The sequence below is a fragment of the Phycisphaerae bacterium genome (assembly GCA_018003015.1).
In the GTDB taxonomy this organism is placed as follows: Bacteria; Planctomycetota; Phycisphaerae; order UBA1845; family PWPN01; genus JAGNEZ01.
The window spans coordinates 1-12,787 of sequence record JAGNEZ010000108.1 but is presented as its reverse complement, the minus strand read 5'-3'; the positions used below and the strand labels follow the sequence as shown (position 1 = coordinate 12,787).

The 12,787-nt window shown below is 62.4% G+C and carries 11 protein-coding genes and 2 tRNA genes; 8 read left to right on the top strand and 5 right to left on the bottom strand.

Features of this window, described 5'->3' with window-relative positions:
- Positions 1 to 337: 337 nt before the first annotated feature.
- Positions 338 to 640, top strand: coding sequence for a hypothetical protein (locus KA354_24155; GenBank protein ID MBP7937744.1), 303 nt, complete (start codon positions 338 to 340; stop codon positions 638 to 640).
- A 424-nt stretch (positions 641 to 1,064) separates the two neighbouring features.
- Positions 1,065 to 3,263: an alpha-L-fucosidase gene (locus KA354_24150; GenBank protein ID MBP7937743.1), complete on the top strand. Its 2,199-nt coding sequence runs from the start codon at positions 1,065 to 1,067 to the stop codon at positions 3,261 to 3,263.
- 308 nt (positions 3,264 to 3,571) lie between these two features.
- Here the strand turns inward: KA354_24150 and KA354_24145 are convergent, their stop codons facing one another.
- Positions 3,572 to 3,904 (bottom strand): hypothetical protein, encoded by a 333-nt coding sequence (locus KA354_24145; protein ID MBP7937742.1) that lies wholly within the window; start codon positions 3,902 to 3,904, stop codon positions 3,572 to 3,574.
- A 495-nt stretch (positions 3,905 to 4,399) separates the two neighbouring features.
- Positions 4,400 to 5,302, bottom strand: a complete 903-nt coding sequence (locus tag KA354_24140; protein ID MBP7937741.1) for a recombinase family protein — start codon at positions 5,300 to 5,302, stop codon at positions 4,400 to 4,402.
- 141 nt (positions 5,303 to 5,443) lie between these two features.
- Here KA354_24140 and KA354_24135 point away from each other — a divergent pair, with 141 nt between their 5' ends.
- Entirely contained in the window at positions 5,444 to 5,620 is a 177-nt protein-coding gene (locus KA354_24135; protein MBP7937740.1) for a hypothetical protein, read from the top strand.
- A gap of 38 nt (positions 5,621 to 5,658) precedes the next feature.
- Here KA354_24135 and KA354_24130 read toward each other — a convergent pair whose 3' ends face one another.
- Positions 5,659 to 7,110 (bottom strand): tyrosine-type recombinase/integrase, encoded by a 1,452-nt coding sequence (locus KA354_24130; GenBank protein MBP7937739.1) that lies wholly within the window; start codon positions 7,108 to 7,110, stop codon positions 5,659 to 5,661.
- Positions 7,111 to 7,231: 121 nt separating this feature from the next.
- A tRNA-Ser gene (locus KA354_24125) sits at positions 7,232 to 7,322 on the bottom strand.
- Between the two features lie 134 nt (positions 7,323 to 7,456).
- Here KA354_24125 and KA354_24120 point away from each other — a divergent pair.
- Positions 7,457 to 7,750: a hypothetical protein gene (locus tag KA354_24120; protein ID MBP7937738.1), complete on the top strand. Its 294-nt coding sequence runs from the start codon at positions 7,457 to 7,459 to the stop codon at positions 7,748 to 7,750.
- Positions 7,751 to 7,777: 27 nt separating this feature from the next.
- Positions 7,778 to 8,731, top strand: coding sequence for a (2Fe-2S)-binding protein (locus KA354_24115; GenBank protein MBP7937737.1), 954 nt, complete (start codon positions 7,778 to 7,780; stop codon positions 8,729 to 8,731).
- Positions 8,732 to 9,308: 577 nt separating this feature from the next.
- Here KA354_24115 and KA354_24110 read toward each other — a convergent pair.
- A tRNA-Asp gene (locus KA354_24110) sits at positions 9,309 to 9,382 on the bottom strand.
- Positions 9,383 to 9,790: 408 nt separating this feature from the next.
- On the opposite strand from KA354_24110, the gene KA354_24105 reads away from it, so the two are divergent.
- The 3 genes from KA354_24105 to KA354_24095 all read left to right on the top strand — a co-directional run.
- On the top strand, positions 9,791 to 10,306 hold the full coding sequence (locus KA354_24105; GenBank protein ID MBP7937736.1) for an FHA domain-containing protein: 516 nt from the start codon (positions 9,791 to 9,793) through the stop codon (positions 10,304 to 10,306).
- A gap of 14 nt (positions 10,307 to 10,320) precedes the next feature.
- Entirely contained in the window at positions 10,321 to 10,482 is a 162-nt protein-coding gene (locus KA354_24100) for a hypothetical protein (GenBank protein MBP7937735.1), read from the top strand.
- Between the two features lie 628 nt (positions 10,483 to 11,110).
- Positions 11,111 to 12,787: hypothetical protein (locus tag KA354_24095; GenBank protein ID MBP7937734.1), on the top strand; the 1,677-nt coding region annotated here is incomplete at its 3' end.

Here is a 12,787-nt window from a genome sequence, read left to right as displayed (position 1 = left end):
CCCAAGGCGTCTTCACCCTCACCTGCAACGCCAATACCTGGGCCCGGCAAAGGCTCCTCGGCCTGCTGCAGGCGATGAAGACCGCCCAACACGCCGCTTGAGGCGGGCGGATTATGCAACGTTGGGGGTAACTCTCGCACGATTGAGCCTCGGTCTTGCGCTCGCGTCCGGACTGACGGCAACTTCACCCACGCGGGTGGTCGTCGCAGACGAGCCGGGTACAAGACCGGCCACGTCTGCAGCTCCGACGGACAGCGGGCTTTCAAACGGCCGACGCTGGGACATGGGGCCCTTTGCGAAACGGAAGGAGCCGGTTCTTCGCCCGACGGGGGACTCCGTGTTCCGGTGCCCCGTTCTTGGCAAGCAAGTCCGTTGGGAGCAGCAGAACGTCTACAACCCGGCAGCCGTGGTGCGAGACGGGAAGGTCTATCTCTTCTACCGTGCGGACGATGCGAATCCCGCCCTCAAGTGGGGCCGGACATGCCGCATCGGCATGGCGTCGAGCGAGGACGGCGTCCACTTCGCTCGCCACCCAAGCCCCGTCGTGTATCCGGACAACGATGACTGGCGCCAATACGAATGGGAGGGCGGCTGCGAAGACCACCCGACACCACATACAAAGACTATACCGAGCTGCTGACGCGGCTCTTCCTCTGGTCGGATCACCGACTGTTCCGCCTGGACGCCACCGAACATGATCGAAGGCAAGTGCATCTGGCGTTGATGCCTGAAGGCGAAGCACCCATTCGTTGGGCTTGGTGGATCAACTCGACCCACACATTCGACGAACCACTGATCGCTCTAACCAGCCGCGAAGGCCGGTGGACCACCGGGTTGTGGTTCGAACGGGCCGCCTGGGCCTCGGGAAATACAGGGGATGATCGCGCCTGTTTCCACCTTTTCCCCCTGCTCGGCCGCATCGAGCCCGGCGCAAGCGCAACCGTCCGCGGCGCTTTCTGGCTGTTACGCGGAGGTCCGGAGGAGTTGCACCGACATGCGCTCCGGTTCTCCGGGGGGCATTCACCCAACTCCTTGCAGTTCTCTCCTTCAACGATGGAGTCTCAATGAAACTCACCTCGGAATCGAATCTGGATCGGCGTTTCTTCCTGGCCACGACCGGCGCTGCGGTGGGAGCTGTGCTCGTCGGCAAACCGTTCGTTCAGTCTGCAACGGCTGCATCCGGCCCTGGAACTCCATCAACCAGGCCAAGGCCACGCTGGTTCGAGAACGCTTGGCGGCGCGCGGTGATTGACATGCACATCCCGGATTGGGACCCGAAGTTCCTTTCGGAGTTCGATCCGGATTCCTACGTGGCCCGCCTCCGAACGTCCCGGGCGCAGTCCATCGTCCTCTATGCTCAGTCTCACACGGGGCTCTTCAATTATCCGACCCAAGTCGGCCAGCAGCATCGCGGCCTGCACGGGCGCGATCTCGTCGCCGAATTGATGGAACGCTGCCATCGTAGCGACATCGCCTGTGTGCTGTACGTCAGCGTGATTCACGATCGCTGGGCGTCTGATCAGCACCCGGACTGGCGAATCATCCATCCCAATAACGGTGAGTTTGGCCAGGGCAGCCGGCACGGGTTCGTCTGTCCAAACTCGCCCTACCGCGAATATGTCCGGGCCTGGGCCCGCGAACTGGCTGAGCGTTACGACTCCGAGGGGGTGCGCTTTGATATGACTTTTTGGACCTGCGTCTGCTACTGCCCGCACTGCCGGGAACGCTGGCACAAGGAGGTCGGCGGCGAGATGCCGCGCACTGTGGACTGGACGGACGAGCGGTGGGTCCAATTCCAACGGAAACGCGAGCAATGGCTGGGTGAGTTCGCGGCGATCTGCACCAGCACGGTGAAGGCAGCCCGACCTCACGCCACGGTCGAACATCAGGCGTCCACCTATCCCGGCAGCTGGAACAACGGCGCAGGGTGGCCGCTTGTCGCCCAGAACGATTTTCTCCAGGGCGATTTCTATGGCGACGCCCTGCAAGGCTCGTTCGTGCGCAAGCTGCTCGAGGATCTGACGCCCAATCGGCCTTTCGGTTATGAAACTAGCTTCTCGGTCAGCCTCCAGGATCATACCGCCCGCAAGTCCGAGGCGCTGCTGGAAACCAAGGCCGGCGCTGCGATCGCCGATGCGGCGGCGTTCATCTGCATTGATGCGATCGATCCCATCGGCACGGTCAATCCGCATGCACACGAGCGAATGGGGCGCATCTTTGACCGCCTGACGCCGCAGTACGCCGACCTCGGTGGCGAGCGCGTGGCTGACATTGGCCTCTTCTATAGCCTGGAGTCGCGTTTCGACATGCGAAGCAACGGTCGGTCCGTGCTGGAGGTGGACAGCGGCTCCGATACCCACACGCGTAGCACAATGCAGGCGGCGCGGTCACTGATCGCCTATCATCTGCCGTGGCGCGTCATAACCCGGAAATCCCTCGGTCAGCTTTCGCGGCTCAAGACGCTGATCCTCTCGAATCTGCATCACATGGAGGACGAGGAAGTCACCGCCATCCGCGGCTGGGTGCAAGCTGGCGGCACTCTTTACGCCAGCGGTGCGAGCTCGCTCGTGCGGATGAACGGTCAGCGTCAGGACGACTTCATGCTGGCCGACCTCTTGGGCGTCTCCCTGGTCAGGGCCGATTGGACAGAACGCGAGCACTACCTGGCACCCACCGTGCTGGGCCAGGATTCGTTTCCCGGTTGGGACACGAAGTACCCGGCCTATGTACGCGGCTCGACCATGGACGTGCGGGCCCACGCGGAAGCAACCGTGCTGGCCACCAGGACGCTTCCCTGGCCCGCACCGGACGCGCGCGGGTTCTCGAGCATCCACAGCAATCCGCCTTGGAACGCAACAGAGCAACCGGAAGTCGTCCTCAATCGATACGGCGATGGCAAGACCGTATACAGCGCTTCCCTGCTGGAAGAAATCGAGACGCTTCAGGAGAGCTTCATCCGGCTCCTGCGACTCCTGAATGACTCGCCCGTTTTCGAGGTGCAGGCCCATCCCTCCGTGGAGGTCAGCCTGTTTTACCAACCAGACCGGCGGCGGCACCTGCTCACCCTGCTTAGCTTCCAACACGCACTTCCAAATATCCCATTGGAGGGTATGACCGTCCGTCTGCGCCTGCCGCAACGCGTGAGCTCGGTGCGTCCGTTGCCCTCGGGCCAGCCGCTCCGACTGCACCGCGATGGCGACACCGTGACCTTCACTGCTCCTCAGTTGGACACGCTGCTGATGCTCGCCGTGAATCACAGCTGAAGAGCACGCCCAGCGATGCGGCCGCGACATCTATCGGGCGTCGGCATCGTTGCCCGCCGGTCGGCGCGCGGCCCTCGAGGAGGTCCATCGCCTCGCAGCGAAGGGACACCCTGACGGCAAGTTCGCGCCGCGGAGTCCCCTGCACCGTCCTACTGCCGGTCGACGCCGTTCATCCGAGCGTGGTGAACGGTTCGCGATGCGGGGCCCGTCCGAGACGTAGCCTTGGCCTCCTGGCCGCGCGCGGCAGCCATCCATGTCACCACCGATGGGTGACGTCGCTCGATGACGGTACCGGACGATACCGCGAGTCAGTAGGTCCAATCGAGGCCGCTGTACTTGCACAGCAGTTCGAAAGCCTGGATACCCGAGATACCCAGGTAGTCGACCATGAACTTCTGAAGGCCTGCCCGATACCCACAGGCGCGACACCACAGCATGCCGCTTCGTGGGTCGAACGAGCAGCGGCGCTCATCGATCACCTGGCCCCGCTTGGCCTTCTGCTTCCACGTGTGGATCGGGCATTTGATCCACATCTGGCCGTGGGCGTCGGGCTCGGGCAGTTGGAAGCCCATCTTCTCTATCGCGGCGCGATAGTTGAACCTCGCCCTCAACTCGGACACCGTCAGATGTTGATCGCTCATTGGACACCTCCTAGGGTATAACTCGATGCCGCCCCGGCCGTCCGCGGCCGGGACTGCGGCATCGATATGGACTACAAAGGAACCACACCGCCCATGGCGTGTGGGAACCGTCAGCCCGCAGACCGAAGAAGCAAAGCGCCGCAGTGCGGGCAGAATTGTTTTTGCGCGCTCAGACTCCCCCTCAGCGGGTGACGCTTCCGGAACTTCCCGCGGCGTTCGTACCACTGGCGGTTGTACTCCTGTCGCTCGGGGTCGACCGGCCGTTTGAACCGCCGGTGGCGGCGTCGGAACTTCATGACCTGTTTCATGCGATGTTTGTGCCGTCGGCGCTGCACGTTGGTCCACTCCCGCTCGAACCACGCCGCCTCGAGCTGGAAGCCGTCACCGCGGAACAAACCCAGCAGCTCCCGCCTCAGTTCGAGGGCCAGATCCACGACGAGTTCGGTGAGGCGTGCACTCGAAGTGATCAGCCGGAACTGCTCCTCGCTACACCGCTCAAGGTGCCGGTAGATCGGCTCGAGGGACTCGTCGACGAACGGCTGGAGCAAGACCTGGAGCAGGACCAGAACTTGCCTGCCGACGGGGGCAGGACGGCCGACCTTCATGACGTTGGGATTGGTTCTCATGTGACGTTCTCCTTCGGGCCCGTAGACCCGTTTTTTCTCGCGGCGGGTCCAGTACCCGCCGCCTGCACCTCTGTAGGACAATGAAGAATCGAGCACGATCGGAGTTATCAGGGGATAAGCTGTGGTGCTGGGCGGATTCGCGCCGCTGGGGCTTGGGATGGACTTCGCGGGCCTTCAGGGAGTCATTCCGAGCCACTCGGCGGGTGGAAGCGGTCTGCCGCTGATCCAAGCCAAGCGGAGTTCTGGTTATCGTCCCGGATCGAGCACGGCACTGTCCGCAAATGATTCGGACCCAATGGACCGGCGAAACGCGGGCGAAGGGATTCTCCCGGACGTTGGTTTTCCCCGCCCTTTCCCCCCGCGGCCCCTGCCGAGTTCGTAACCATCGACCGGACAACCGGTTACGACCGATAGGATTGTTCAACTCCTGGATGGACATGCCCGCCACGTTGACCGTTCGGTTGATGCGTGAGACCTCGTCCACCCCCGCCCGACTCACCCGAGACGAGTCGAAGAAGAGAATCACGTCAACATCGCGGCGGGCTTTCTGACGTTCGACCAGCTCGTTCCACAGCCGCCTGCTGTTCGCCCGTGACGCGGAAATTCCCTCCTCGCGAATCTCGTCGACGACAACGCCCCTATGCTCCTTCACGTAGGCGCGCAAGTGCTCCAGCTGGTCGTCAATCGGCGCCCCCAGCTGCTCCTTGGTGCTGACCCGTCCGACGAGGACATACCTCTTCGGATGTTCAACTGTGTTTTCCGATGCACACATGGTGGTTTCTCCCGTGAACACCCTGTCGGAAACCGGCAAAGGCGTTCAAGCCACGTCTTTTCGTGAGGCGCTCTGAGACTGGGCACGCGGCGATCCTCGACCCGCGCGCTTCGGTTCTCGACCTACACACGCAAGTACCTCATGGGTCACAGGTTGCCCAAGGAGGCCCTGGTCCATTACACCCAGGTCTCGTTCGACCACATCGTGAGCGAGTACGATCGGCTTCTGCAGGGGCCGCTGAAGCCCATCGTGGAGGCTCTGACTCGACGCCTGGACGAGATGGAGCCGGCGATGGGAATAGCGCAGCACGCCGCATGAGGCATCGTGGCACGGCACCGATCAGCGGCAGCGATGGTTCAGTCCCTGCGGCCTGCGTCGTTCAGCCACCCTTGTGCGGCCTCGATCGCCGGTTTCCGCAGCTCCATCGCCGTCTGTAACTGGGCTCGGCGCGTGGCATCGCGTGTGTGCGTGTACACCGCGGTCATACCCAAACCGCCATTCCGGTCCGCCTTCCGGCCGTTGGCCGCATGCCCCATCAGCTCCTGCCGGATCAACGGGTCCACGTTGGCGTCCTGGAGACAGGTCGCGAACAGATGCCGCAAGACCTTCGGGCAGGTGGCTTCGGGCATGCCCATTCTGCCGGTGACCTTGATGAACTCCATGCGGAGCCGATCCGTCTTGATCGCCCCCGCGTCCCGCCAGAGCCGCCGGGCCAGCCGATCGTCATCGCGGCGCGACCAGTTCTCCTCCTGACCGCTCATCTCGCTCTGCCGGCGACGCTCCAATTCCATCGCCAGTTGTTTGCAGCCGAGTTCATGCAGGAGCGGTGTGTCCTTGCCGGTGACGAACCGCCTTCGCAAGAACACCGGGCCGGTGCGGCGGTCACCCATGACCTGCTTGAGCACCGTGCATAGTTCCTCGCTGAGCGGGACGGTCCGCTGGTTCCGGGTCTTGGTCTTCCACCCCAGCTCGACCTTGTTTCGAACGAAGATGACGCGTTCCGCCAGATCGACATCCTCGGGTACAAGCAGGTGGGTCAGCTCCCCCGGTCGCAGTCCGGTCAGTGCCAGGGTCAGGAAGATCGGCAGTTGCCAGGCGTCGCACTTGGCGAAGAACAACCGTTCCTGCTCCTCGTCGAACGGCTCAATCGGCTTGGCGTTTTCGATTGGCAGGCGATCCAGCCGAAGCTGGCCAAACGGGTTCTCATGGTACGGGGGCAGGTGCTTGTGCTTGAGGGCGTAGTTGAACAGGGCCCGGCAGGTTTCGAGGATGAACAGGATGCCCTTGTCGCGAAGGGCCACCTTGGCCGCCTTGGGATGGCCATTGGGAGCGACCCGGATCTGGCGAAGGTATCGCGTGAACGCTTCGGCGTGGGTCAGGGCCAAGCGGTCGGCCGAGGAGATCGACAGGTGGCGGGCGACGAAGGTCAGCAGGTGCTGGGTGGCCGACCGGTAGCGGGAGATCGTGGCCACCGACGACCGCATGATGTGTTCGTGGTTGTCCAGCCACCGCCGCCGAAGCTCCTCCACCGACAACGGCTCGAACGACAGCATGGCCGGGGCCCCGGTCTCCAGTTGAGCGTTGACCTGGGCGGCCAGCAGCCGGGCCTCGTCCAGACTGCAACCGATCCGTCGGCGAATCCGCCGGCCGGACTCGTAGTAGTACATGTACCAGACGCTGCCCCGAGGGTAGAGGGTCACCCGGCCGACCCTCCGCTGACGCGGGGCGGACTTGCCCCGCTTGAGATTCACACTTTGGGATGACGCTTCACGGCAACCATTGCTTGCGCAGGCCACACCAATTGCCATCAGAGAATCCTCGCTCCACAAAGTTCCACAAAAGCTTCCACAAGACGAGGATCTCTACAGGATTGTGGGGCCACAACTACTGGCCCTTCAGGAGGTTATGAAAACCTCCTTCGGATATGATCGGAGAGGGCGGGATTCGAACCCGCGGTACAGGTATACGCCCGTACGCCGGTTTAGCAAACCGGTGCCTTCAGCCACTCAGCCACCTCTCCAAGTTGTTTCTCAACACACTGTTACAGAGAATACCGGTCCTAACACGTCTGCCAAGAACAACCCTGACGACAACCTGCCTGTCGCGTGTTCTGGCTCACTCGCAGCAGAGACGTCTTCGAGGAGGCCAGATCTCATGGGCATTTCCAACAAGGCGAAGCCAACCCAACCACACCCAAGCTTCTCGCTCACAGCCCATCCAAACCGGCAGTGGTGCAAGAAGACCCGAGGCAAAGTCCACTTCTTCGGCGTCTGGGCTGATCCCGAAGCCGCCCTCAAGCGGTATCTTGCTCTGGCAGCGGACCTGCACGCTGGACACCAACGGCAGATCTCTAAGCTATCGCCTGAGGGCCTCACGGTCAAGGAGGTGTGCAATTCCATCCTGAGTTGGCAGAAGGGCAAGATGGAGGCTCACGAAACCGGGGAGTGATGGTTCGTCTGCGGCGAAGAAACAGCCCTGATCCGCTCGATCGAGGGCAAGATGGGCGAGCCGCGCCAGCGCCCGCCCTATCCGATCCAGAAGGGCATCGACGGCAAGCCCACGGCCATCAATAACGTCGAAACCTGGGCCAACATCCCCGTCGTCATCCGCCAGGGTGCCACGGAGTTCGCGAAGGTCGGCACAAAGAACAACTCCGGCACGAAGATCTTCAGCCTGGTCGGCAAGATCAAGAACACCGGTCTGGTCGAGGTGCCCATCGGCATGATCACGCTGACCATCAACGGACTGGATGTATCGGTTGAGGAGGGCTCCACGATTTTGGAAACCGCGCAGTTCCTCGGCTTCCCAATCCCGACGCTTTGTCATATGGAAGGACTGACCCCCTGCGGTGCCTGCCGCCTATGCGTGGTGGAGATCGGCGAGGGCCCGAGGGCCCGGTTGGTCACCTCGTGTACCTACCCGGCTGAGCAGGGGCTCAAGGTGCGGACGGCTTCCTCGCGGGTGCTGCGAGCGCGGCGGACGGTGCTGGAATTGCTGCTGGCCTCGTGCCCGCAGTCCAAGACCATCCAGGACCTGGCTTCGGTCCACGAGATCCGTCAGCAGCGGTTCCGGCAGGAGCACGAGGACTGCATCCTCTGCGGGCGGTGCGTGCGGATGTGCGAGGAGCAGATGATGGCCAAAGCCATCGGTTTTCGCGGCCGGGGCGCGAAACGGAGCCTGGGCACCCCGTTCGACGCCAAGTCGGAGGTCTGCCGGCAGTGCGGCGGCTGCATCTATGTCTGCCCGGCCTGCGAGCTGCGCTGCACCTACACCGAGCCGGATAAAGCTATCTGCGGCGGCTGCGCGAACCTCGCCCCGCCCTGCGCGGCGAAGGAAACGTTCGATGACATGATGTGCTACATGGACCCCTGTGTGGCCTGCGAGATATCCACCTGCAGCACGGAGGACGGCGGTGCGTCCGAGCAGTAGGAGCGGACGCGCGTTAAGGGTGGATCGAGGCGCTCGTGCGGGTGCCTCGATCCACGCTTTGTTGGACGCCGATTGGAGGTGGGCGGCCGTGAGCGCGGTTCCCAGTTTGCGGTTGATTTGGCAGAGGCCGCAATGGGCGACCAAGCGAAGCCACTGGAACGAAAGGAGATGTCGCATGATTTCGACTTCATACTGGCTGTTTCCGATTATTCTTCTGAAGCTCGCGGGACTGCTCTGACCCATCCCCACATTCTCAAGCTGGTTCAGCGGAAAGTGATCGAGCCGGGCCTGATCGATGAGGAGCGGATCGCCGAGAGATTCCCTGAATGTGGGCGAGTCCCATGCTCCTAGCGCGTAGTCGCGTCATTCCTTGGTGTGTTGGTATCCAGGAGAGTAACGAGTGCCCGGCTGCTGCGGCGGCGGGAGGGGGTCCCCTGAGGGCGTGGCATGACGGGTTCTTCTCTGGCGGTTCAGCTCGTTGTGCGGTCTATGACCGCCCCAAACCTGCGGTTGAGGTGCCGTCCTGTCACCCGGCCTCAAATCATAAGTCCTTTATTCCGCGTTCTTTACACGTCATCGAGGCCGACGGGGATCGAACCCGCAACCTTCGGATCGACAATCCGATGCTCTAACCAATTGAGCTACGGCCCCAGGTTGTCATCAGACGCGACGCGGACCAGCCGCCGCTCCGAAGCCGTGGCCCATCACGAGCCACAGAGCCCTTTAGTTTACGCCCGGCCCGGCAGTTGTCAAGCCGGCTGGGCGAGAGACCCCGAGCTCAGCGGGACCGTCGTCAGTCCGCACCGGTTTGTGCCGCGCCAACACGTTTCCACGCCCGGGAGTCCACAACAAACCCTCGGCCTGCTCCCTGACGTGCCAGCCCCTGGCGCATCTGCCAGCCAGAAATGTCGGCGGATGACCGAGCGGCCGGACCGAGCGAGGGAGGCCCCGGCCAAGTCCGGCCTGCAGGCCAATCCCCGGTCGGGCTATGGGCCCCGGGAAGCTTGCGTGACCTGGACAAAGCGATTAGACTTTGCAGGCATGAAGGTTTCTCTGGTCATGCTGAAGGACAACGGGGTGGTCAAGGACTTTCCCATCGCCTTGGGCCAGACAGTCATCGGCCGCCGTGAGGACTGCGACCTACGAATTCCCCTCAAGGAGATCTCCCGCAAACACGCATTACTCATGGTCGGCGACAAGATGGTGAGCATTCGCGATCTGGGCAGCGCCAACGGCACCTACATCAACAACCAGCGGGTCGTCGAGCACAAGCTCTCTCCTGGAGATCACATCGTGGTCGGGCCCGTGGTGTTCACCATCCAGATCGACGGTCAGCCTTCGGAGATTCGGCCCGTCAAGACTCGCCTGGAGGCCCGCGGACCGTCCGTGGACGAACAGAAGATCACGATGAAGAAGCCCCGCCCGGCCGATGATGATGAGATCGACATCGATCTGGACGATGAGGAGAACGACGCGATCAGTGCCCTCGAGGCCATGACCAACTCCGACGAGACCACGGAAATCGACCTGGACGATTCCGGTCCCGATCTTCCTCCGCCGCCGAAGAAGAAGTAGCCGCCAGACTCCCCGTGCCGTACAACTGCACCGACCACAAGCTCACACCCCAGGAGTATGAAAGCCGGCATGGGAAGGTGCTCACCGACAGTGCCGGCTGGACGGCCCGGCTCTGGAATCGTCCGTCGGTCATCATGGGGATCTTGTGCAACGAATCGCGGCACGACGACCCGTGAGCGGAGGGGCCGTTTCAGGGCTTCGTCAATGGACTGGATCCAGCCTGCCCGTTGGTCTGATCAGAATCTGCCTGGCCTCTGCTCAATGAGGTAAATCCTTTTACTACCTCACCGAGGTGCAGCGGTGGGTGGAGGAGTTGAAGCCGGCCCCTGAAGAAGTGCAGGCTGCGGAACGAGCGCGAAATGCTCAGAGCCGCTGAGGTGCTCGCTGAATCCACCCGCTGACCGCTGCCTATTCGCGACTCCGCAAGCCTCCCGGGAGCACACCAGATTATCTTGAACTGCTCGAGAATTTCCTGAAACACGCAGAAATCGCTTGACAGGTTCGGAAATCTGAGTTAAGAGTAACATGGTTTACAACCCGAGCTACCGGACGAAGCAGTACGCGAAGTGTAGTCTGGTCGCGCATCTCTTTGCCCACCTTAGCCCGGACAGGTCAGATCCTATCTCGGAACCTGCGCGAGTAGCTCCTCGGCGGCGGATTCTGAGGGTTTCGGGATAGCGAAGTGGGGTGTCTGGATTCAATCGCGCGGGCCTTCCATGCGGTGGTTGCGGTTAGCGCCGGCGCGATGCGTCATTTGCTCTCACATCGCCTCCGCGACGTCGGGGCCAAGGGAAGAGGACTGCCATGATGACGAGAAGCGTGAGAAGCGTCGGTGCAATTGCATGTCTGGGCGGGGCTGCTCTGATGGCCCTGGTACTTGCATGCTCGCCGCCCGGGCAGCCGGGCGACGAGAACAGCGGGCAGTCGATCCCGTTGCCGTTCGACGGCACCTCGGGCCGTCTGACCGCCGTGCCCATCGCCGCCCAGGCCTTGAGCCAGCATTACGTCGAAGTGGTCTTCGACCAAGCGGTGGGGACCGAGGCAGAAGATCCGTCACTGTATGCAATTACCGGAGCTAACGGCAGCCCCCTGGCCGTCACGGAAGTACGCCGTCTCGGAGACGACGCCACGCGCGTTCTGTTGGTGACCGACAAACAGCAGGAGGGGCAGTATCAGCTCACCGTCCAGCGCGCCGACCTCGCGGCCAAAATCATCCGACAACAGGCCCCCCCGGGCAACACGGTGCTCTTCGCCGGCTCTACGACCATCGAGCCATTTGTGTCCAGCGCCATCGCATTGAACAATGACCATGTGCTGGTGACCTACGGCGGGTCCATGGACAACAACGTCCTTGTTTCAACGTATTACGAAATCAGCAATCCTGATCTGACCATCGACCCTACCATCGAACTCTATAACCCTGCGAAATTGTCGGCTGTTATACTAAAGACATCCCCCCAGGAGAGCATTGACTACACGATCCGGATCACGAACGTCACCACGGCCAACGGGACCAAGCTGATCGATCCGACTCGGAACAGGGTGACCTTCCATGGCATCGATGCCAACGAGCCGCTGTATGTTACGGGCGCTGCGGCAACGAGTGCCACCACCGTTCTCGTCTCGTTTAACAAACCGCTGGCGGACGATGCGGCCGATGTGACTCACTTCGTCATCACCCCGATCGATCCCAACCCCTATGCGCCCGAGCTCGTGGTCAGCGCCGCGGAGATAGTCCGCTACAACACCCAGATCAAGCTCACTACGCTGCCGATGAATACCGGATGGACCTACCGGGTCAGAGTTATCGGCAACGTCAGGGACCGCGAACGGCTCAAAGTGATTACCGACCCGAGCGCCCTATCGCCGCCCAACGACGCTGGGGTTGTGCCCCCCGCGACCGACGACAATGCGGCCATCTTCCACTACGCCGGCCTGCCGTGCGTGGTCAGTGCGGTGTCCCTGAACCCAAACAAGGTCCTAGTGACGTTTGACAGCGCCCTGGGCGTCAGCGCCCTGTCACCAGAAGAGAATTACTCGATAGCCGACCCCGACCTCGATATATCCCAAGCCGAATGGGACGATGACTCACGGCGGACGGCAGTCATCCTGACAACAACCCAAGATCAGGAAGACATCGAGTATACGGTTCGGGTGAGTAAAGTCACCGACGCCACCGGCACGAACGTCGTGGATCCGCTGCATAACACGGCCACGTTCAACGGCACGTCCCCGGAGGAGCCGGCGCTGTATGTGACGGGTGCATCCGCCGCCGGCAATACCACCGTGCTGGTGTCCTTCAGCCGGATGCTGGCGGACGATGCGGCCGAAACCACCCACTTCAAGGTCGAACCGCTGCAGCCGGACGACTATGCTCCAGACCTGGTGGTCACCGCCGCGGACATGAGCTCCAACGACACCCAGGGGAGGCTGACCACGACGCCCATGATCGCCGGGTGGAAGTACCGGGTGACGGTCACC